The sequence below is a fragment of the Tamlana sp. 2_MG-2023 genome (genome assembly GCF_030548465.1).
In the GTDB taxonomy this organism is placed as follows: Bacteria; Bacteroidota; Bacteroidia; order Flavobacteriales; family Flavobacteriaceae; genus Pseudotamlana.
Window position 1 is genome coordinate 403,483 of sequence record NZ_JAUOSF010000004.1, and the last position, 23,347, is coordinate 426,829.

Here is a 23,347-nt window from a genome sequence, read left to right on the forward strand (position 1 = left end):
TTTAAATACGAAACAGAAAAGTGTCTTTGTTTAAGTTAGAGGTATGGTATTGCCAATTAAGCTGTAATACCTTCTCTACCGATTCTCGCAATTTACTGTAGTTATTGGGCTTATTTACATAAATATTTGCCCCATTTAAAAATGTTTCTTCAATATCAACTTCTGATGAAGAGGTGGAATAAATTGCTACGCATAAATCTTTTAGCAAAGGGTTGCTTCGTATTTCTTTTAAACATTGTAAGCCATTTTTAATTGGCATATTAAGGTCTAAAAAGATTAAATTAGGAAGCACAATTTCGGCAGAAGTAAGATAATCCATAAGCTCTTGACCATGATTAAATAACATCAATTTTGTTTGAATAGCAATCTCGTCTATAGCTTCGCTAAATAACATTCTGTCATCATCATCATCATCAGCTAGAACAATGTTTAAAGGGAATTCACTCATTTACTATGGTCGTATTTAATTCGTTTGGGAATGGATTATTTTCTTTTTCATGATACGTTGAAACGCACTAGGTGTTAGCCCTGTGGTTTTTTTAAACTGTCCAGATAAATGTGCGACACTACTATAATTTAATTTAAAGGCTATTTCCGTTAAGGTTAAATTGGTATTACACAAATACTCTTTTACAATATCTACGCGCCTAAGAATGGCGTAATTCTCTATGGATGTATAGGTGTTTTCAGAAAAAACAGCCGATAAATGCGCATAAGAATAATGCAAAGTATCCGCTAAATAAGCCGAAAGTTTCACCGAAGTATTCGCTTGATCACGCAGCATGCTATCTACAGCGTTTTTAATACGCTCTACTAAAGTTGATTTCTGATTGGTTTCAAGTTCAATACCATATTTCCTTAAAGCCTCAGTTAAGGCATTTTGCTTTTCTGGAGATAATTCTTCGGTAATTGAAATCTCGTTGGTACTGTTTAATGTGTATGAAATATCTAAGGCATTAAGATGCTCTTTTAAGAAAGTCTTACACATGATATTGAAATCATATTTTACAAAAAACGTCATTTAAACCAAGCCCTTTTCACGTTATACTTAAGCCCACGAAAGATATACCAAAATATTTTAAAAATTAATATTTTAAGCCAGAATCAGCATTTTGTCACTCCGTTTGGGTTATTTTATAGCTTTTAGCTGAATAAAACAGGGTTTTCGATTGCCTTAGAAAACAAAAAAAACTCACCTTATTTCTCTTTAAAAGAAACAAGATGAGCATATTGTTAGACATGCTATTAATCTAGAACTCATGAAAACTCTAAAATTTATCTAACTTAGTTATTAATATTTTTACTGTTTGAAATGTTTGATTCAGGCACTTTGTTAAAAAAATCTGCGACTTCAGTTTCAGCATTTGGACCGTAAGCCATTAAAAAAGTTCCTTTCTCTTCTTTATTTGTTTCAATAACATAGAGTATGGACATATCCGACGGGTTACTCATCCCTTCATACCTATGCTCTGCAACAATGTGAATTTCTTCAGGGCTAAACTCGTTTTTAGTGTCGCCGTTTATCAGCTTTTCATTTTGAACACGAAAATTAGATTTGTATCCCTTTTCTTCATAAATTCTTATATAATCCTTTTCATTCTTTGCTAATTCCATCTCTATATATCTTTTAATTTGTACCCAATTCTATATTAAGCAAGTTCTAATAAAAGCCTGATATAGGTTAACTCAACACATTTTTTGATTAACGCTATCGCTGAAACTAGCATTATTCTTCACTTTGCTCCCTGTTGATTTGAAGGTTGTTTTTACCAAAATCCAAAGTGCGTATAGGAAAAGGAATATTAATACCGTGTTCGTTAAATTGCGATTTAATCAGTTTGATAGCCTTATGCTTCCCTTCATATTCTTCTTTGTTTTTTACTAAATCAATCCAAAAACGGGTCATAAAGTTGATAGAACTGTCTCCAAATTCCGTAAAGAAAAACTCTACAGACTCCCCCGACTGCTGTTCAAAATTCTCTGAAATCACTTTAACCACAAGATCTTCAACTTCCTGCAGGTCGCTTTCATACCCTACCCCGCAGCTTACACTAATTCTACTGCGTTTACTTAATGAATAATTAGTAAACGAATTATCTACAAATTTGGAATTGGGAACAATCGTATAGTTATTATCTGGTCTACGCAACACGATGCTACGCAAGCTAATTTCTGAAACAAAACCTTTAGCTTCACTAGTTTCAATGTAATCGTTAATACGAATTTTAGGCATAAAAGAAAGCACCAAACCACCAACGGTATTACTTAGTGTGCCCTGAAGCGCCAAACCTACAGCAAGTCCAACAACACCAGCACCCGCAAGAATACTTGTAAGTACTTTATTGAGCTCTAAAACCCCCAACGCAATAAAAAAACCAATTAAAATAACAGTAACGAAAACCATTTTAGCAATGATATCCTGAATGGATTTCTGACTTATCCGCCCGAGTAAAAACTTGCGCAATAAGTTTCGTACACCTCGTGCTATAAAGTAAAATGTGAACATGATTAAAACTGCCAAAACAAAATTTGGCAATCTTAAAATGATGGCATCCATCCAACCATCTAACTTGTCCCATAATTTATTGACGGCTTCGCCAATTTTGAATTTTTCTTCCATAATTAAAAGTTTATAACATTCTTGTAAGTAGAAAGGTTGCCGTAATCCAAAGTATTAAACTTAATAGACCTCCTATGAACAAAAAATGTTTGAATTTATAGTTACCTATACTGTATATTAAAGTGTTTGTTTGATAGCCAACAGGGGTAAAAAAGCTGAAATTGGCAGCAAATAACACCGACAAAATAAATGGTTTAAAATCTAAATTCAAACCTTGAGCCACAGCAATGGCAATGGGTGTCATAATAATAGCCGTCGCATTATTACTAATTACACCACTTAGCAGCATGGTTGTTAAAAACAATACACCAATAATAACATAATTAGGCTGATCGCTTAAAAAGCTCAATAATTGCTTTGAAATCCACATATCTGCTCCCGTATTATGCATCGCAATACCTAAAGGAATCATACCAGCTAACAAGAAAAATATTTGCCAGTTTACTTTTTTATAGACTTTAGCCAAATCTAAGTTTTTGGTTACCAACAACAAACCAACCCCAGTCAAAGCACTAACCATAATACTTAACAAGCCTGAAGCTGCCATGCCTACGACCAATATTAAAACGGCTAGTGAAAAATATCTCTTAGATTTTGACTGATTACCAGCCACATCAAATTCTTGTAGTAAAACAATGTTTTCCATGCTTTTAAGTGCATACATTTTTTCCTTAGAAATTTCTACAAGCAATCGATCGCCTGTCTTCAACACCAGTTTATCCTTGCTGTTGCGAACCATTCTTTCTTTAAGATTCGTTAATGTTTTTCTCTTTTTTATAGCTATAGGAATGGCATCCTGAAGCATAAAACGCCGTAAATCGCCTAAAGTCTTCCCCAGAAAACTAGCACCAGGAAGCATTAAGAGCTCAACAAAAACGCGTTCTTCTAAATCATTTTCTTCTTCATTTTCAGCTTCTGATAATGCTTCACCTTGATTGAAAGAGCGTTCAACTTTACTATCACTATAAATCTCCAAACCTTCAGACTGATTAATGCGAGATAAATTCTCTAGATCGCAAACAATAACCAATTCATCATTCGTCTTAAGTGTAATATATTTTCCAGGAGCGTTATGCGCCCAGTGGTTTCGTATCAGTTTTAAAAGTGACACATCCGGATTATCATACAGAAAACTTTCACTAATCTTCTGTCCCACTAACGCTGATTCTGGCTTAATTTTAACGTGGGTTACATATTCCTCTATATTATAATTCTCATTTAAATTTGTCTGTTTTTCTCTCGGCAACCATCTAACAGCGATTGTAAGATACACCATGGATATGCCTAGAAATATAAGTCCCAACCCTGTAAACTCGAAAAAACCTAAGCGCTCTGCTCCTAAGTTTTTAGATACTGAATTCACAATTAAGTTTGTTGACGTCCCCATTAAAGTACAAGACCCACCTAAAATACCTGCAAAAGATATAGGTAATAGTAGTTTTGACTGAGGAACGTTAAATTTTTCAGATAACTGATTTACAATTTTTATAAACACAATAACAACCGCTGTCGTACTTATAAATGCTGAAATCCCTGCACTTACAAACATAAATACAGGAGCCATAATGGCCAATGGCAAGGACTTGACTTTGCCCATCCCTGAGGTTAACCAATTGATAACGCCATTTTCTTCCATGGCAATGGCTAAAATCATGAGCGCTAAAACTGCAATAGTGGCACCATTTGAAAACCCACTAATGCCTTCTTCTGGAGTTACTAACCCCAATAAAATAAGAGAAATAATAATTAGAAAAGCTATTTTATCAACGGGGAAAACTTCAAATACAAACAATAGTATCGTAACCAGAAGTACAATGAACATTAAAATAATTTCCCAAGTCATACGATTTATTTTAACTGCGTTGATTTATGGCAAATGCTAACAGCAAAAGCTTTTTAAAAGATAATATTTTTTTTGATTATTTTAAAAAGTTCGTATGGAATTGACTAAGCGTTTCATCTCATCTCGTTCTAAAGACTTTCTATAGATGGCTTGGTTAGGATCCATAATATTGGTATCACTTAAATCGCCTATATAAAAAGCTTCAAAACCTATATCTTGAATGAGTTGTTTTGCTATTTTCTTACTTTCTAAATCTTGTGATGCATAAGGAATTGCTAATTTATGTTGACTTCGGAAGGCTCGATTTTGCAAATCTTCAGGCGTTATGGTATTAAAGGCTTTTACGGTTTTAGCGGTAGAAAATTTCACAGCCGTGTATTCTGAAGCATTGTAATTGGCTTTTAAAACTTCATTAGCAATATCTCCATCTCTTTCAGGCACAGGATTTGTAGCATCTATAACAATTTTATTATCGTAAGCACCGGCATATAATTCGGCTAATTCTTCAATAGCTTTGAATGGCATGGCTAGTAAAAAAGCATCTGCATTAGCATTAAAAACACCATTTAAATTTAAAACTGCAGCATTTTTTCCGATTTCCACCATTAAAGCATTAAGTTTCTCTGGCTCTTTCACCCCAAACAGCACTTCATGACCAGCCTTAGCCCAATGTTTACCTAAACTTCCTGCAATTTTCCCGCTTCCAATAATTCCTATTTTCATAATTACTTGTCCTTAATTTGACTGGTATAAAAGTCACTTGATTTGATGTCATCGATTAATAAAACGCTATAATCAAGTTTAAAACTTACCCGGTACGATTTGTATTAAAGTACAGTATTAAACCATTAAGCATTAACTTGATTCATTAAAGCTTTAATTCAAAAAAATAAACAATTAAGATAAGAGATGTAACAATTAAAGCGCCTGGCCATCACCTCGGCTGTATTCCTTTTTATAAATACGCACAATGATTAAAAACAAACTGATAAGTAAAGGTCCAAATATCAAGCCTACAAAACCAAATAAAGGCAAACCAACAATAACACCTAAAAGCGTGATTAACGGATGAACATCATCCAATTTTCGAAGTACAAATAAGCGAATAAGATTATCTGTTGACCCCACAACCACAAGACCGTAGATCAAAACACCCCAAGCCTGAAACGTGTTACCCTGCGATAGCATTAATATAAAAACAGGAAGCGTACCTAGCATACTACCCACAAATGGTATCATAGAACCAAAGGTGACTATGGCCGACCAAAAAAACGGATCTTCAACTCCAAAAATCAAAAACCCAATTAAAGCCACAACCCCCTGAGCTAAAGCTACCAAGGGAATACCTAAAGCATTTGCACGTACCATTTGTCGTGTTTCCGTTCCTATGATTTTTAAACTGGGTTCACTTATGGGAATGTAATCAAACAAAGATTCTTTTAATTGTTTGCGGTTGGTAAGCATATAGTATAATAAAAAGTACATGATCGAAATCGTTATAAAAGTGTTGAATGTACCACCTACAAGACCTTGTAAATTTTCAGAAACCCAACCAGAAATCGCCTCTGTATCTAATTGCGTTGTTAAATCATAGCCAAATCGCTCTTCAACATAATCTAATTTTGATTGGATAGCACTCATCACCTTTTCAGAATTATCAACCGCGATCCCAATTTTATTTCCTAACATCATAACAATTCCTGCAATTGGCAGTAAAATCACGATAAAAGACATAAACATTAAAAGCCCTGCCGCCCAATTTGGTGACCATCCTCGCTTTTTCACTAAATTAGACATGAGCTTTCTTAATAGCACATGCATAATTATTGCACCAAGAACACCAGACAAATAAGGTGCCATTTCTTTGAAAATTAAACCTCCAATAAGCCCTATTAAAAGCAATATAAAGATTTGACGTATAATTTTAGGAGCGATGGTATTCATATAAATGGGTTGATTATGTGTTAATTAATTATTTCTTAATGCGGCTATAAGTTCGGATTTATTCATTTTAGAACGGCCTTCAATCCCGACTTTTTTTGCTTGCTCATATAAATTCTCTTTTGTGCGTTCTTCATAAGCTTTTGCTTTTCCACCTTTTTTACCAGAATCGGGTGTATTAGCTATTCGCGCTGATTTCTCTTTGCTATAACCTTTCTCTCGAAGGGCCTCGTATTGTTCTTCATTTTTTATATCTGCTGCCATTATTTTAATATTTAGATTACATAACTACAAATATTCAAATAAAGACCTTATAAGCTTAACCTAATAAGATAAATTATTAACTGTTGGCAACAATCTGTTTATTAATTTATTACATCAATATATTATTTTTTTGAGTTAATACATCAACTACAACTCATGTAATTTAGCAACAGAAATAAATATTAAACTTAAACTTTAGAAATTATGAATAAGGATCAATTAGAAGGTAAATGGAAACAAGTAAAAGGTAGTTTCAAACAGAAATATGGTGAACTTACCGATGATGATATCACGTACTCTGAAGGTAAATTTGATGAAATGTTAGGTAAACTTCAAGAGAAAACCGGAAAAGAAAGAGAAGAATTAGAGAGAGAAATCTCTGAATGGTAGTCACTCTCGAACATAATGCAAATTAATTAATCCATACCCTCAATGTTAAGTTGAGGGTATTTTTTTTTACATAAATTTAAAGTAATCTTACCTAAAAACCCCGTTGGCTAAGAACTCATTTACCATCAGGAATTCCATGTCCGTACCTTTTAGCATAAACATAAGTAAACTCGGCTCCAAAAAATAAAATTAAGCAAGAATAAGATACCCAAAGCAATATCAAAACAATAGTTCCTGCCGCCCCATAAGTAGAACCTGGATTTGCTTTACCTAAATAGAGTCCTAAAAGAAATTCACCAAAAACAAATAGTATGGCAGTAATTAATCCGCCAACCCAAACTGTTTTCCACCTAATGCGCACATCGGGTAAGTATCTAAAAATCAATGCAAACAATACAGTAATAATAGAAATAGAAACCAAAACATCAAATACAAAGGCAATATAAACCACAAATTCAGGAAATATGCTTTGTATATAATTATTTAGGGATGAAATCGCTGTTGTTACTAAGAAACTTATTAGTAACAAGAAACCAATAACTAAAATAAAAGCAAAACTTCTTGTACGGTCTAGCAACATTTTAGTGAAACCTGACTTATTATTAGGGTCAATATCCCAAATTTGATTAAGTGATAATTGTAAATGATAAAACACTCCTGTTGCACCAAACAACAAGGTAGCTACACCTATTATGGTAGCCATAGTGCTTTTTTCTTTGTTTTGGGTTTCAATCATCATGGTTCTAATAGAATCTGCTGCATCATGTCCCAAAGCACTGGAAATCTCACTAGTTAACTGCCCTTGAACAATTTCGGCGCCCCAAACGGAACCTACCAAGTTCACAATGATAACTAAAAGCCCAGGCATAGAAAGCACTGCATAATAAGCTACAACAGCACTCAGTCGAAAAGGATCATCGGCACTCCAATTCTTGTAAGTCTCGACAATAAGCGAGGGTAAATCTTTAATCTTAAATGTATTATTGGTTGCGCGTGTTTGAGTCATCTATTACAACATATATTTTACATCATTAGACCATGAAGGATAGATAAAAATCATCTTTTTCACAGCCTCAGTGGTTAATTTTAAATTAATAGCCAAGGTAAATAAATTGATGGTTTCAGCCGCTTGAGGTCCTAGAATGTGCGCTCCAACAATTTCATTAGTACGCTCATTAATAATAATTTTATAACCGTAAGCTTTTTCATTACTACGCTTCACATTATACCATTTTGAAGGAAATTCATGCTTCACAATAACATTTTTATATCTTTTTTTAGCTTCGGCTTCAGATAAACCAACCATAGCCAAATTTGGAATTGTGAATACTGCTGAAGGCACAAGTGGCACATCTATTTCTTCCTTATTGCCATTTATAATATTATCTGAAACCACCTTAGCTTCTATACTCGACAAAGGCGTCAATGGGACACTATGACTAGAAACATCACCACAAGCATAAACATCATCATTTGAAGTACTTTGTAGGTATTTATTAACGGTCACACCCTTTTCTGAAAACGTCACCTCTCCTTTATCTAGGTTTAGTGCATCAATTGCCGGTACTCTTCCGGCGGTATTAAAAATTAAGCGCGCCTTTATTTTCTCATTACTGTTTCCTTGTTTATAATTGACACGGTAATTTTTACTAAGCTTCTCAATGTTTTTTATTTCTGAATTGAAAATAAATTTGATCCCCATTTCTTCTGAAGCTCTAACTAGTTCTGAAGCCAAATCGGCATCAAAGGCATCTAAAGCACGCTCCCCGCGATCTATAACAGTCACTTTACTCCCATATCTGGCCGCCATGTGTGCAAATTCCAGACCTACATACCCTGCTCCAATAAAAATCATGCTTTTAGGCATTTTTTTCAGCTTTAGGAAATCATCACTGGTTCGAAGAAACTTAGCGCCATCTAAATCCAACGACCTCGGAATTTGTCCCGTAGCAATCACTATCTTTTTTGCTTTAATAGTTTTCCCTTCTACCAAAAGCGTGTTTTTATCAAGAAACTTGGGCGATTGATGGTAAAGTTCAACCCCTAAATCCTTTAATTTGTTCTCGATTCCAGGCGGAACTTTATCGGTAAATCTCTTCTTAAATTTCTGATTTTTTTTCCAACTCAATTTGGGTAGTTTAGCAATACCTTTGCCTTCTAGATTTTCGGCAAGATCGTAAACCTCAGTAGGCCCCATCACTATTTTTTTAGGGTCACAACCTCTATTGGCACAGGTGCCTCCATATTCGCGATTATCGGCAATAGCCACAGTTAACCCAGCTTGGGCACAAGTTTTAGCAACATAGCGTCCTGCTACTCCACTGCCTATTATAAAAACATCATATTCCATAAATTTAAAGGTAAGATGTTCTGTTGTTAGTCCTTAACTCAAACACAGTTAAATCTAACTTGATAAGATGGTCTAAGGTTATTTAGATTTCTCGAAAGGTAGCTTCAGTTTTTTATTTGAATTTATGCGATAACCAAATGAAATTTTGGCTTTGGTATTTCCAAAAAGATAGTTAAGACCATCATTTAAACGCGTTGTGTAAAGCCCATTTCCGTAGGTTAAAGTCACATAAAAACGTTTATAAGCATAACCAACACCTGCATTATAATCTAATTTATATAGCAAGGGATTATCAACTTTCTGTTTACCAGAATCGTTGTAGGCTGACTTTGACATTAATCCAATACCCGGAGTTATATCCAAATTAATAAAAAAGTTCGCTGGAAGCACAAAAACGGAAATAACCCCTGCTGAAACACCAAGACCTAAGCCTTTAAACTTATTAAGTTGTTTATTTTCATCAAAATCGCTTTCAATAGGAACAACAGTATCGTCACCTGAAAACTTATCGTAAACCATAAAACCACCAACACCAAAGGTTATAAAATGTTTTTTTTCTTCTTTAATTAGACCAGCTCTTAAAGTCGCTCTAGAAAAAGAGAGTTTTTCAAAAGTATATAAGTAATTAAGGCCCATAGAAAAGGACTCAATATCATCTCTAAAAAATTCAGGTTTACCAAAGTTATTTTCAACATTAAAACCTGAATAATGCTGAACATATAAACCAACCAAATTGTGATCTCCAACAATCACAGCACCTTGCATATCGAAACGCTTCGTTGGGTTTTCCCTTTCTCCACTTAAATTAATAGCGATATCTATTATTGCTTTACTGGTTCCTAAACCAACCCCTATGCCTGGGCTACTATTAGGTTTAAAAGATAATTTATCATCACTATCAACTAAATTAAAACTTTGCCCTTTATAGTTAGTAAACAACCTAATAGACCAATTATTGATATCCCTATCAATAAGTAAAGTATCAATTACCTGCGTTGCGTTTAAGGAATCTAAACGCCTTGTTTTTTGAGCATAGGCAGCTAGGCTGACACATAAAAAACAAATAATAAGAGATTTTTTCAGCATAAAGATTAAAGATAATCATTTAAATATTGAATGAATTTAATGTAATTCTAAAATAAATTCAAATTTACCATAAATCTATTCTACTCTACAAAATTAGGTCTAACTTATTCTAAATCCTTCCTCTATCGATTTTTTTTATGACTAATTAACTAGCATCTTACACCCTCCTTCTAAAAATAAATATTGTATTGTGTATCTTGTGCTTTATTAATAGTGCCTGAACTCAGATTTTCTTAATAAATTGTATTTTTAATTCTGTATTGAGAATCAAAACGCTTTATTTCGAAACTGAACACCTCATTATAAGCTAGGTTGGATTTAAAAAAGAGAAATATTACAGCATAACAATAAAAACTATTAAAATAAAACAAAAATATGGCTAAAAAACTGGTAACATTTGGAGAAGTAATGATGCGTTTATCACCTCCTGGATATTTAAAGTTTTCACAAGCAAATTCGTTTGATCTTGTTTATGGTGGTGGTGAGGCTAACGTCGCTATTTCATGTGCATACTTAGGCATGAAAGCGGCTCACATGACACGATTTCCTGACAATGCCTTAGGAAAAGCCGCAACTCAATTTTTACGTAAAAACTGGTTGAGTAGCGATCAAATAATTTATGGCGATAATAAGCTAGGCATGTATTTTCTTGAAAAAGGTGCCGTACACAGACCAAGTGTCGTGGTTTATGAAAGAGAAGGCTCTGCTTTTTCATTAATACAACCTGGTATGATTGATTGGGAAGATGTTCTAAAAGACGCCGATTGGTTTCACTGGACTGGCATTACTCCTGCCATTTCAGAAGGTGCTGCTTTGTCTTGCTTAGAAGCTATTAAAACAGCCAACAAAATGGGGATTATGGTTTCAGGCGATATTAATTCACGAAAAAACATGTGGAAATACGGACAAACTATGCAAGAAGTGATGCCTAAACTGGTAGAACACTGTGACATTGTGATTTCGAGTCCGCGAGGTATCAATGAAATGTTTGGCTTAGGTGAAGTAGGCGGAAAACTTAAGGACTCAGCAAAAGAACTTATGAAAGCTTATCCTAGAATCAAAAAGGTTGTTGGTAAGAAAAGAAAATCTGTAAGTGCTTCTGAACAGGAAATACAAGGACGCATGTGGACGGGCACTGAATACATTAAAACGGAAACCTTAAATATTTCTCATGTTATTGACCGCGTTGGTACTGGTGATGCCTTTGCTGCTGGTTTAATTTATGGCTTGTTACATTATGATACTGACATGGAAGCGCTTGATTTTGCTACAGCCGCTTGTGCCTTAAAACACACCGTGATGGGTGATGTGAATATGGTGTCTTTAGAAAACATTACCAGCCTTATGGACGGTAATACTTCGGGGGCATTGAAGCGGTAGTTTGAGTAATTCAATCCCGAATTACCTTAATGAAATAAGATTATAAAAACTCCAATGTTCAAAATGAGCATTGGAGTTTTTTTCTAGAAGCTCATGTTTCTCTAGATTGCTCGCTCCAATTTAAAAACACAATACTTACTTAAACAACAGACATTTATTAGTTATAAACACCATTATATTTCCCTATATTTGTGTAAAACCACCAAGCATGAATCCATATCCCTCCAAGAAGTTCCGCATTAGTGTTTTATTTTTTTTACTTCCCCTTTTTGTCTTAGCTAAAGAACATGAAAGCGGATTTGAAGATTCCGTTGCTGAAGTTATTAGCTGGGTAGCACTTATAATAGCTCCAATTGCATGTATTGGTTTATTCCTTTTTGTTCACGTACTTCCTGAACGCGTTGCAGAAAAGAGAAATCACCCTCAAGCAGAAGCTATAAAAATATTATGCATTCTATCTTTATTTTTTGGCGGCTTGCTTTGGCCTTTAGCCTGGTTATGGGCTTATAGCAAACCTGTTTTCTACAAAATGGCCTATGGCACCGATAAAGGCGATTATCATGAGCCTACTATAAAAGAGTTTAAAGAACAAAATCAACCTCAGCCTGACGCACCCCAAAACACCCCTGAACAGCCAGAAAACAAAAACCAATAACCACCCTCTAAAACATAAAATAAATGGAAATATTATTACTTCTTATTTATAGCGGTATTGTATGGCTTATCTTTTTTAAGTTTAAATTATTACCATGGAACACTATAACCCAAGTTATTGTTTACATTATTCCGGTTGTAGCCATTACAATGCTCATTCTTTTACTTAATATTTTCGCACCCTCATCTCACGATGTTCGTGTTATGAATTACAATGTTTCAGTGGTTCCTGCGGTTACTGGTCTGGTTACAGAAGTTCCAATTGAGCCCAATCAACATGTAAAAAAAGGGGAAGTCTTATTCAAAATTGACCCAGAACCATTCAAACTTCAAGTTAATAATCTTAAATCTAGAATCCCTTTATTAGAAGCTAAAGTAGTGAGTGCTAAAGCTTACGACAGAGAACTCGAAGATCAAATCTCAACGGCAAGCAATAGAATTCAAGTTATAGATGCGCAACTCGACTTAGCAATTAAAAGACAGCAACAAACTAAAGAATTAGCCGATTTAGGTGCAGGCTCCAAATTCGATTACGAACAAGCACAAGCCAACCTCAGCAATTTACAAGCACAAAGAGCAGTTGCTCAATCGGAGAAATCTCAATATTTACAAAAAGTTTCAGCCGTTTCTTCGGAAGGTGAATTATCTGAAATCACACAAGCTAGAGCAGACCTCGAGCAAGCAAAAGCACAACTGAAAGAAGCACAGTGGCGTTTAGATCAAACCGTATACCGAGCCCCTGCTGATGGTCGGGTGGTTAATTTACAATTACGACCAGGCGCTATGGCCGTTCAATTTCCTATTACACCAGTTTTAACTTTTATTGAAGACGAGCAATGGCTTATTGCCTTGTATAAACAAAATGAAATTAGATATGTTCAAGATGGCGACCCAGCCGAAGTCGCTCTAAAAACATATCCTAACAGAATTATTAAATGTGAAGTAGACCATATCGTTTGGGCCAATGCGCAAGGCCAATTAACCGTTAGCGGAAAATTACCAGACACTCAAGAAACACATTTTGAAGAAGGCCGATTTGCTGTAAGATTGAAGGTTTCTGATGCAGATAAAGACTTATTTCTAGCACCTGGCGCTGTAGGTATGGGTGCTATATATACTGAAAAAGGCAGCATCATTCATTTGGTTAGAAAGGTTATTATTCGAGTAGGCACGAAACTAGATTGGGTAGTCCCTAAACTACATTAGGCATGAAAGACTATTTTAGAAACATCTTTTGGTTGATTATCCTCTCGCTAAGTCTTGGCGTAACACAAAGTTGTGCTGTTAAAGCGCCTACTTCTGGAGAAAAATTTCAAGAGGAAGCCTTTGCCAATTTCATTCTGCCTTCAACTTGGCAAAATAGCATAGACACAACCGCTGTAAAAGACAATTGGCTAAGCACTTTTAACGACCCTATTTTAGATACCTTAGTCAAAGAAGCTCTAGTATTTAATCCTGACTTACGCATAAGTAGTGCTCGAATAGAAGAAGCTCATGGTTATGTGAATGTCGCCCAAGCTGCATTACGCCCAGCACTTTCAATTTTAGGAAGAGAAACAACCAAGCTAGGCGGGAATCTCGGCGGCGGACTAAATGGCGCCGTTTTTTCAGCATCATGGGAAATTGATATCTGGGGAAAACTACGCAATGCTAGAAATGCAGCGGAAGCTAATTTAGCCGCAACACAAAGTGAATATTCTTTTGCCCAACTCTCGATTGCAGCAAACGTGACAAGATCTTACTTTTTGGCTTCTGAAAACTATTTACAATTACAACTTGCTGAACAGATGATTACATCGTCTGAAAACCTAAAAACCATTTCGCAACAAAGAGTCGATATAGGCATTGGTACAGAAATAGATGTTGTCATGTCTAATGCTAATTTAAACACCCTCAAGGATGCGCACAAAAAATTAGAATTGTCTTATAACAACCAATTACGAGCCCTAGAGTTGCTACTAGGCAGATATCCGCACGCTGAAATAGCCGTAAAAAACCAACTCATTGATATTAATTCTCAAACCCCTACTGGAATCCCTTTGCAACTTTTAGAACGTAGACCAGATGTTTTAGCAGCACAACAACAATTTAATGCGGCCTTCTATCGCGTAGGCGAAGCCAATGCGGCAAAATTACCAAGTCTTAGCTTAACCGCTGGTTTTGGGGTGTTAGATAGCCCTTTAATACAACTCACCGATGATTTTTCTAACCCCATTAGAAGTATTGGCGGCGAATTAATAGCCCCAGTTTATATGGGTGGTCAATTAAACGCCAATGTTTACATAAGAACAGCTCAACAAAAACAGGCTGTTGAAAATTACGCAAAAACAGTTCTATACGCTATGAACGATGTTGAAAGCACTTTAGATGCTGTAAAAATTATTGACGAACGTGAGCATTTTATTTTGGAAGCCACAAACAGTAACCAACGTGCCTTTGAACTGGAAGAAATCCGCTTCAAAGTTGGAAAAAGTGACATGAGAGATCTTCTTGATCAACAAATGGATTTGTATCAAACGCAAACCGATTTACTTCACATTCAAACGCAAAAAATCATTCAGCGTATTAATCTTTTTGTAGCCTTGGGAGGAAGCTTTTAGAATCAATAGCTTACCCATATCTAAATATAATACATCATCACTATTAACAACAGTAACTAAAAATTCACGAAAGATCATTCCTTCGCCTAAGAAAACAGGACATAACAAGGAGAAACATTAAAACTGTCTTCACCTAATTAATGATCTCTTTTTTAATCTACTTTCTTCCATCAATTTAAAAAACAAAACGCCTACCAAGATATAAACATTCGTACAAATTTTGCGTCTACCGCATGATAACCAGATATGACTATCATATGTGCATCCGGAGAATGCTTAAGCAAGCCTACTTTTTTTGTAACCTATCTACAAAATAATTAATTTAACATAAGAATTACGTGAAGAACTAAATTTAATCTAAATCAAAAGATTTAAAAAATACGCCAACATGAACATCATTAAACAGAGCGATCTAGAATACAATCATAAATTCTTTTTTTTCATGAATGACATTAGTTTTCCAAAATATGAATAAAATAAACTTACGTGAATCTATGAGCAAGAAGAAAAAACAGAATAAGCCCCTATCAGATAAGTAAAAAGACTTCCAAGGAAGTTTATTAGATGAATTCATTCCTTTTTAATACTCTAATCTCACGAACAATAAGATAGTTTTACATAAAATGTTAAAAAATAAAAAAAATAAAAAAAAAATTAACATTTTAATTTAAAATTGTATTTTAGATTACCCTTATCATCCATGATAATTTACATATTATTATTGTGTTTGGCAGGAATTTTTTATAAAACTATCATAACCCCTCAATAGTATAGTAATGAAAAAAGGATTATTCTACATCACTAGCTGTATTCTTATACTTAGCACTAGTTGTACTCAGCAACAACAATCACAAAGCTCAAAAGAAACGCAGAATGCCGTTTCAAAAACAGGTGATAAAAAAGCCATAACTATGGATGGCGAATTACCAGACAGATCATCTCTTCCTGCTGTTTTTGATGAAATGGATTATCAACAAGCAACACAAACCTACTTATGGGCGTTGCCACTAGTATCCTTCGCCGAATGGCAATATGTTCAAGAGCAATATGGTGCAACTAATAACGATTTGGTTATGTATGATACATACATGAACAAATTAGCAATAGTTACCGCAAATGCTACAACACCTTATGTAATGGCTTTAATGGACTTATCAAAAACAGGTCCAATGGTTATAGAAATGCCTGCAGGACATACTGCTGGAGGCTTAGCCGATTTTTGGCAACGAGAGTTAGCGGCCATTGGCGAGGTAGGTGCAGATAAAGGCAAGGGAGGTAAATACTTATTAATTCCTCCAGGACATGAAGCTATTAATGCGCCAGGATATTACACCATAAAATGTAATATGATGAATATTTTCTTTGGTTTTAGAGCTTTAGACCCTGATCCAAAAGCTGCGGAAGAATTAATTCGGTCTGTGAAATTGTATTCTTATGAAGATAGAAATAATCCTCCTCCAACAAAAGTAGTTTCCCCGAACGGTAATAGAATGACCGCTAATCCTAAAGACGGTATGGCGTATTGGGAAAGATTACATAAAATTATTCAAAATGAACCAGTCCAAGAACGCGATCGCTTTTTTATGGCATGGTTGCATAATTTAGGGATTAGTAAAGGAGAACCATTCCAACCAACCGCAAGGCAAAAGAAGATTTTATTAGAAGGTGCAAGTCAAGGTAAGATGATGGCATATGCTAATTCATTTGATAAGAGATTTAAAAACAATAAACACTGGCCAGACAAAAATTGGGATTACGTGATGGTCATGACCAATTCGGCACAAAGAGCAGAAAACTACGATGAATTCTACAGAAGAACCTCTTACTTTTTTGAAGCCGTAACTTTCTCAAAAGCCATGATTACCAAAGTGCCAAATGTGGGTCAAGCTTATTTAGGTAGTTATACAGATAGCGATGGTGAGTGGTTCGATGGTGAAGAATCTTACACTTTAAATGTTCCTGCAAATCCTCCAGCCCTAAATTTTTGGTCATTGACAGTTTATGATGGGAATACACGCTGTCTCATTCAAAATGAGCAGAAGAATGCAGATTTATCCTCTCGTAAAGACTTAATTAAAAACGAAGATGGCTCCGTAGATCTTTATTTCGGGCCAACCGCTCCTGAAGGAAAAGAACAAAATTGGGTACAGACCATACCTGGAAAACATTGGTTTGCTTATATGCGCTTTTATGCGCCAACCGAAGCCTATTTCGACAAAAGTTGGAAAATGGATGACATTAACAAAATGAAAAACTAATTGAATCATGAAAAACACACTAATTTTTTTTATTAGCCTTTTGTTTCTTGCCTCTTGCAAAAACAATGACAAAAACGTTCCATCTAAAATAGAAAATACCGTCTCGGCAGATTCGGCTAGAGCCATAGCGAAGGAAGCCTGGATTTATGGGTTTTCGGTGTTTTATAATTACAAATCGCAATCTATTTATGCTTTGAATAAAGACCGTGCAGAATATGCTGGCGGTTTCAATCGCTTCAAGCATTATTCCACAAGCTTTACAGCTTCAGATTCTACGGTAGTAACACCAAACAACGACACACCTTATTCATGGGCTATTTTAGATCTGTCTGATGAACCTATGATTTTGGAAGTTCCAGAAATAGAAGACGATCGTTATTATGTGATGCAATTAGTAGACCTTTATACTTTTAATTTCGATTACATCGGATCACGTGCTACAGGAAATAAAGCAGGTAAATATTTAATAGCTGGCCCAGATTGGGAAGGAAGCGTTCCTGAAGAAATCAACAAAGCTTTTACTTCTGAAACAAATTTAGTTACCATATTAGGACGTACAGAAATGGATGATCCAAGTGAATCGGCATTGATAGAAGAAATTCAAAAAGGTTATAAATTGATACCGTTGCACGAATACACGCAAACCGAGCCACCAAAAAACAAAACCTACAACCTGCCTCTACCTGTTTGGAATGAAGCAGATTATACATCCTTAGAATTTATAAATGTGCTCAATGCACTTTTGCAATATGTTAAGGTGGATGAAAGCGAAGTGGATTTATACAAACGTTTTGCAAAAATAGGCTTGGTACCTGGACAGAAATTTGATAAAAGTGAATATAGCGAAGAAGTGCTCGCAGGCATCAAAGCAGGAATTACCGATGGCGAAAAAGCACTGAAAGAAAACAGCGACAAGACCACAAGTTCATTGCACTTATTTGGTAGTCGAAAAGAACTTGGTAATAATTATTTAGCTCGTGCCACTGCCGCTGCCATGGGACTTTTTGGAAACACCAAAGAAGAAGCTGTGTACGTAGGAACGATGTTCGATAACGAGGGGAAAGACCTAATTGGTAGCAATAAATATATTTTGCATTTCAAAAAGGAAGAACTTCCTACAGTTGATTTTTTCTGGAGTCTGACCATGTATAACCTACCGAAAAGAGGCCTCGTTGCCAACCCTATAGATAGATATTCTATTGGAGACCGAACAAAAGGTTTGAAATACGAAGATAATGGTGACTTAATTATTTACCTGCAAAGCGAATCTCCAGGAAAAGGAAAGGAGAGCAACTGGCTACCTACACCAAAAGAAGGCGGATTCAATATTATCGTACGTATGTATGGTCCAGGAGAAGAAATCACCAGCGGAAATTGGAAAATGCCAATGCCGACACTTGTAAAATAAATTTTAAAGAAATTAAACCAACAGATGAAAAACTTTAAATACGGCGTACTCGCTATCGCACTTTTAGTTCTACTTGCTCCAGTAGCTTTGGTAGCTCAAGAAAAAACAGGAATAAGTTCGGAAGAAGTGGCTAAAGCCAATAATCCATTAGCTAATACAAAAGCCTTTAACATACAGAATTATTATGTTGGCTCCATCTATGACGATTCTGATTTAAAAGCTAATACCATGTTATTACGTTATTCTATGCCATTAGCCAAAGGAAAAATTTTATTACGTGCTACTATGCCATTTAGTACGTTGCCTTCTGGATACGAAGCTACAGGTACACCTAAATACAGTTCTGGTACAGGCGACTTTAACTTTTTTGCAACTTACACACTTTCTAAACCAGAGTCTAAAACCTTGATTGGCGTTGGCCCGCAGGTAGTGATGCCGACAGCAACAAGCACACATACAGGAGCTGGAAAATGGCAAGCTGGTGCCGCATTGGTTATTTTTAATACGGCATCTCCTGTCGTGCAATGGGGTGCTTTAATTACTTATCAGACATCTTTTGCGGGAGACAAAGATCGTTCTGATGTTAATTTACTTATTGCTCAACCTTTCGGGATTTTTCAGTTGGGTAAAGGTGCCTATCTGCGCTCAACAGCCTTATGGAATTTCAATATAGAAACAGAATCATACAATGTCCCTTTAGGGATTGGTGCTGGACACGTTTTAAAAGCTGGAGGAACTGTGATGAACATCTACCTAGAGCCACAATTTACCATGTTACATGAAGGTTATGGCCAGCCAGCATTCCAAGTATTTGGCGGTCTAAATTTTCAGTTTTAAGCTGAATATTACAAAATCTCAAATGGAACATATTTAATCACTATTAATCATAAATTAAAAAGCAATGAAATCTATTAAAAAACTACTTCTGGCTGTAACCTTGGTTATGGTCTACACGACTTCTTGGGGGCAAGACAAACCAAATATTGTAGTTATTTGGGGTGATGATATTGGAATATCTAATATTAGTGCATATTCGCAAGGACTTATGGGCTACACCACGCCAAATATTGACAGAATAGCAGGCGAGGGAATAAAATTCCTGCATTATTATGGAGAACAAAGCTGTACAGCTGGTCGGTCGGCGTTTTTAACTGGTCAACACATTATTAGATCTGGCTTGAGTAAGGTAGGTTTCCCTGGTGCGCCTATGGGAATGAGCCAATTGGATCCTTCTATTGGCGGGTTGCTAAAGAACCTTGGTTATTCTACTGGACAATTTGGTAAAAACCATGTGGGAGACAGAAATGAATCATTACCAACCGTTAATGGGTTTGATGAGTTTTTTGGAAATCTATACCATTTAAATGCAGAAGAAGAACCAGAATTACCTGATTATCCAAAAGACCCTGAGTACATTAAAAAATTTGGACCACGTGGAGTATTGAAAACTACAGCTACAAATGTTGATGATCCAACTGTTGATCCACGTTTCGGCAAAATTGGGAAGCAAAAAATTGAAGATACAGGAGCGCTTACCAAAAAACGAATGGAAACCATAGATGATGAAACCTCAGCCGCAGCCATTGATTTTATGAAACGCAAGAACAATGACGATCAGCCGTTTTTTGTTTGGTTCAATGCTACACGTATGCATTTGCGCACACATGTTCGTGAGGAACACCGTGGCAGGTATAAACATGGGGACAGTGAATACATCGATGGTATGATGGAACATGATGACATCGTAGGTGATATCCTAAATGCGCTTGATGACATGGGGATTTCTGAAAACACGATTGTAATTTATAGCACCGACAATGGCCCACATATGAACACCTGGCCTGATGCTGCCATGACGCCATTTCGTTCTGAGAAAAACACAAACTGGGAAGGTGCCTTTAGAGTACCTTGTCTAGTAAGATGGCCTGAAAAAATTAAGCCAGGTACGGTTACAAATGAGATTATGTCGCACAACGATTGGATTCCAACTTTATGCCATGTAGCAGGTGAACCTGATATCGTAAATAAATTAAAAGAAGGCTACAAGGCCAATGGGAATGAATATAAAGTTCACTTGGACGGTTTTGACCAATATGACTTCCTTACTAAGGTAGAAGGAACTGTAGGTAGGAACAATAACGTAAACAGCGCTCGTAATAATTTCTTTTATGCGGATGATGATGGATTGCTAGTAGCTTATAGACAAGGGGATTATAAATATGTGTTTTCAGAACAGCGTATGGCAGGAACAATGGGCTTGTGGGCAGAACCCTTTACCACACTTCGTCTGCAAAAAATATTTAACCTGATGCAAGACCCATATGAACGTGCCGACATTACATCAAACACCTATTGGGATTGGAATCTTAATCATATTGGTTCCGCTTATGGAATGATGCAAGATGTATTTGCGTTTGTGGGAACATTTAAAGAATATCCTCCTCGCTCTTACCCACCAAGTTTTAATCCTGCAAATATTATGGAAGAATATTTGAAAGCCAATAAGGCACTTAAAATGTTGGAAGAACACTTCCCAATGTTGCAGGAAGCAGCTAAAGAACAACAAGAAACTAAGAAATCCAATAAAAAGAAGTAGGTTTAGGCCGAATTATCTAGATTAAGCTAGAAATAATTGAATATTAAAAAGAATCCATGCAATATATTTACTTTGTTGCATGGAGTTTTTAGAAAAGCAATATTTCTCTTTGAATATTAAATCATCATGGAATCATGAAAGCCAATTATCACGAACCACAATTTACCACGTTTTATGAAGGTTATGGCCGGACCAGCATTCCAAGTATTTGGCAGTCTGAATTTTCAGTTTTAAATATTCATAGACTATTACATTAAATTAAAAATTGGAATTTTAAAATTAATCTAAAATTTTAACTAAATGAAAAATCAAATCACATTAGCAATTATCGGCTTGTGTTTAATATTTAACACAAGCTGCGGTCCAACACTTAAAGTGACTACTGATTTCGATCGTCAAATCAATTTCAAAGAATATAAAACTTTTGAAGTATACGATTTAAAAGAACTAGAAGGGCAATTGAATCAATTAAATATTGAGAGAATAACTAATGCGATTCGAACAGAAATGATCGCTAAAGGATTTACTGAAAGTAGTGATAACCCAGATTTAAAAGTGAATGCAATTAGCATACAAAAAAATAAAGTGGCTGTTAGTGCTAATACAGACTTCTATGGTTATGGTGGTTTTTATAGACCATATGGTTACTGGGGAGCCGGTGGCGGTATGGTGTCTGGATCTACAACCTTTAATACTGATGATTATGTGGATGGCTCATTAATGATTGATATTGTTTCTTCTAAGACCCAAAAACTAATATGGCAAGGTGTTGGAAATGCAACAATAGACAATAATGTTTCGAATCCTGATGAATTTGTTTCAAGTTCGATCAAAAAGATTTTAAGTGGATTTCCTCCTGAACCAGCTGCGAAGTAATATTTAATTTATTCTTAAATAAAAATAAATGCGTAATTTAATCGTAATCACATTTTTTTTAAGTTTTGGAGTGCTTTGTAATGCTCAATTAAAAGGTGATCACTTATTAGGATCTATGGGATTAAAATCGGGAACACAAGTTCCCGAAAACACTCTTAGTATTTATATTCCAGCCTACCTATATAATGCATCTTCCCTTAAAGATGAGCATGGTAATTCAATAGCTCCAAACCCAGATTTCACAATGTTTTTAACTGGACTAGGAGGTAGTTGGGTTAGTGAACATAAAATATTTGGTGCCAATTGGGGAGCATCTATTTTGGTTCCTTTTGCTACGAATTATATTGAAGGTAATTTTACTAATACAGAGAGTCCTTTTGCTTTATCTGATATTTATATACAACCTATTCAACTTGGTTGGCATACTTCTAGAATGGATTATGTTTTTAGTTATCAGATGTTTATTCCAACAGGTAAGTATGAATTAGGAGCATCCGACAACAGCGGTTTAGGTATGTTTATAAATGAATTATCTGGTGGTGCAACAGCATATTTTGACTCCAAAAAAACGTTTCATTTCTCAACCTTATTTTCTTATGAAATGCATGGTAAGAAGAAAGACACAGATATAAAAACAGGAGATATTTTAACTATTGAAGGCGGACTTGGAAAAACCTTTTATCTGTTAGATGAAAGTCAAAAAATTCCAAAGTCTTTAATTAATGCTGGAGTCGTTTACTATATGCAATATAAAGTTACTAAGGATGAAATACCTAATGAGTTAACTGGCAATTACATATATGGCATTAAGGACAAAATTATGGGCCTAGGTGTCGAAGCTAATTATTTCCATATTTCTTCGAATATGTCAATTGGTTTGAGGTGGTTCAATGAGCTTAGTGCTGAAAGCAGATTCAAGGGGAATACTTTTTTTATAACCTTGGCTCATGTTTTTGGTCTAAAAAAGACAAAGTAACTTTGTTATATTTATAAAAAAAAGCATATGTTATTTGATGGCATATGCTTTTCTTCCTTACCTCATAGCTAAATATTAAATTTACTACGTAAGAAAATGAAGGAT

22 protein-coding genes are annotated in these 23,347 nt (G+C 35.3%); 11 read left to right on the plus strand and 11 right to left on the minus strand.

Annotated elements, in window-relative coordinates:
• Position 1 precedes the first annotated feature (1 nt).
• From Q4566_RS09270 to Q4566_RS09305, 8 genes are all read right to left on the minus strand, one after another.
• Positions 2-448, minus strand: coding sequence for a response regulator (locus Q4566_RS09270; RefSeq protein WP_303420409.1), 447 nt, complete (start codon positions 446-448; stop codon positions 2-4).
• Between the two features lie 15 nt (positions 449-463).
• Positions 464-988, minus strand: coding sequence for an AraC family transcriptional regulator (locus Q4566_RS09275; protein WP_303420411.1), 525 nt, complete (start codon positions 986-988; stop codon positions 464-466).
• 296 nt (positions 989-1,284) lie between these two features.
• Positions 1,285-1,614, minus strand: coding sequence for a hypothetical protein (locus Q4566_RS09280; protein WP_303420413.1), 330 nt, complete (start codon positions 1,612-1,614; stop codon positions 1,285-1,287).
• A 112-nt stretch (positions 1,615-1,726) separates the two neighbouring features.
• Entirely contained in the window at positions 1,727-2,620 is an 894-nt protein-coding gene (locus Q4566_RS09285; protein ID WP_303420415.1) for a mechanosensitive ion channel family protein, read from the minus strand.
• A 10-nt stretch (positions 2,621-2,630) separates the two neighbouring features.
• A complete protein-coding gene (locus Q4566_RS09290) occupies positions 2,631-4,463 on the minus strand; it encodes an SLC13 family permease (RefSeq protein ID WP_303420417.1) in 1,833 nt (610 codons plus the stop codon).
• 81 nt (positions 4,464-4,544) lie between these two features.
• On the minus strand, positions 4,545-5,186 hold the full coding sequence (locus tag Q4566_RS09295; protein ID WP_303420419.1) for an NADPH-dependent F420 reductase: 642 nt from the start codon (positions 5,184-5,186) through the stop codon (positions 4,545-4,547).
• A gap of 195 nt (positions 5,187-5,381) precedes the next feature.
• The gene (locus tag Q4566_RS09300; protein ID WP_303420421.1) at positions 5,382-6,407 is read right to left on the minus strand and encodes an AI-2E family transporter; all 1,026 of its coding nucleotides are present in this window, start codon (positions 6,405-6,407) and stop codon (positions 5,382-5,384) included.
• Between the two features lie 24 nt (positions 6,408-6,431).
• The gene (locus Q4566_RS09305) at positions 6,432-6,668 is read right to left on the minus strand and encodes a Rho termination factor N-terminal domain-containing protein (protein ID WP_303420423.1); all 237 of its coding nucleotides are present in this window, start codon (positions 6,666-6,668) and stop codon (positions 6,432-6,434) included.
• Between the two features lie 204 nt (positions 6,669-6,872).
• On the opposite strand from Q4566_RS09305, the gene Q4566_RS09310 reads away from it, so the two are divergent.
• Entirely contained in the window at positions 6,873-7,058 is a 186-nt protein-coding gene (locus Q4566_RS09310; RefSeq protein ID WP_303420425.1) for a CsbD family protein, read from the plus strand.
• 115 nt (positions 7,059-7,173) lie between these two features.
• Here Q4566_RS09310 and Q4566_RS09315 read toward each other — a convergent pair whose 3' ends face one another.
• The 3 genes from Q4566_RS09315 to Q4566_RS09325 form a co-directional block, all read right to left on the minus strand.
• Positions 7,174-8,064 (minus strand): YihY/virulence factor BrkB family protein, encoded by an 891-nt coding sequence (locus Q4566_RS09315; protein ID WP_303420426.1) that lies wholly within the window; start codon positions 8,062-8,064, stop codon positions 7,174-7,176.
• Between the two features lie 3 nt (positions 8,065-8,067).
• Positions 8,068-9,408, minus strand: coding sequence for an NAD(P)/FAD-dependent oxidoreductase (locus tag Q4566_RS09320; protein WP_303420428.1), 1,341 nt, complete (start codon positions 9,406-9,408; stop codon positions 8,068-8,070).
• 78 nt (positions 9,409-9,486) lie between these two features.
• Positions 9,487-10,494 carry a DUF4421 family protein gene (locus tag Q4566_RS09325; protein ID WP_303420430.1) on the minus strand — a complete coding sequence of 336 codons (1,008 nt, stop codon included), beginning with the start codon at positions 10,492-10,494 and terminating at the stop codon, positions 9,487-9,489.
• 375 nt (positions 10,495-10,869) lie between these two features.
• Here Q4566_RS09325 and Q4566_RS09330 point away from each other — a divergent pair, with 375 nt between their 5' ends.
• The 10 genes from Q4566_RS09330 (at position 10,870) to Q4566_RS09375 (ending at position 23,242) form a co-directional block, all read left to right on the plus strand.
• Complete coding sequence (locus Q4566_RS09330; protein ID WP_303420431.1) at positions 10,870-11,874, plus strand: sugar kinase; 1,005 nt, start codon at positions 10,870-10,872, stop codon at positions 11,872-11,874.
• Positions 11,875-12,082: 208 nt separating this feature from the next.
• Positions 12,083-12,529: a DUF3302 domain-containing protein gene (locus Q4566_RS09335; RefSeq protein WP_303420433.1), complete on the plus strand. Its 447-nt coding sequence runs from the start codon at positions 12,083-12,085 to the stop codon at positions 12,527-12,529.
• Positions 12,530-12,552: 23 nt separating this feature from the next.
• Complete coding sequence (locus tag Q4566_RS09340) at positions 12,553-13,734, plus strand: HlyD family secretion protein (protein WP_303420436.1); 1,182 nt, start codon at positions 12,553-12,555, stop codon at positions 13,732-13,734.
• Between the two features lie 2 nt (positions 13,735-13,736).
• Positions 13,737-15,128: a TolC family protein gene (locus Q4566_RS09345; protein ID WP_303420438.1), complete on the plus strand. Its 1,392-nt coding sequence runs from the start codon at positions 13,737-13,739 to the stop codon at positions 15,126-15,128.
• A gap of 776 nt (positions 15,129-15,904) precedes the next feature.
• Positions 15,905-17,386: a DUF1254 domain-containing protein gene (locus Q4566_RS09350; RefSeq protein ID WP_303420440.1), complete on the plus strand. Its 1,482-nt coding sequence runs from the start codon at positions 15,905-15,907 to the stop codon at positions 17,384-17,386.
• Between the two features lie 7 nt (positions 17,387-17,393).
• A complete protein-coding gene (locus tag Q4566_RS09355) occupies positions 17,394-18,794 on the plus strand; it encodes a DUF1254 domain-containing protein (RefSeq protein WP_303420441.1) in 1,401 nt (466 codons plus the stop codon).
• A 24-nt stretch (positions 18,795-18,818) separates the two neighbouring features.
• On the plus strand, positions 18,819-19,631 hold the full coding sequence (locus Q4566_RS09360) for a hypothetical protein (protein WP_303420443.1): 813 nt from the start codon (positions 18,819-18,821) through the stop codon (positions 19,629-19,631).
• Between the two features lie 64 nt (positions 19,632-19,695).
• Positions 19,696-21,390, plus strand: a complete 1,695-nt coding sequence (locus Q4566_RS09365; protein ID WP_303420445.1) for an arylsulfatase — start codon at positions 19,696-19,698, stop codon at positions 21,388-21,390.
• 300 nt (positions 21,391-21,690) lie between these two features.
• Positions 21,691-22,266, plus strand: coding sequence for a DUF4136 domain-containing protein (locus tag Q4566_RS09370; RefSeq protein ID WP_303420447.1), 576 nt, complete (start codon positions 21,691-21,693; stop codon positions 22,264-22,266).
• A gap of 28 nt (positions 22,267-22,294) precedes the next feature.
• The gene (locus tag Q4566_RS09375) at positions 22,295-23,242 is read left to right on the plus strand and encodes a transporter (RefSeq protein ID WP_303420449.1); all 948 of its coding nucleotides are present in this window, start codon (positions 22,295-22,297) and stop codon (positions 23,240-23,242) included.
• Positions 23,243-23,347 lie beyond the last annotated feature (105 nt).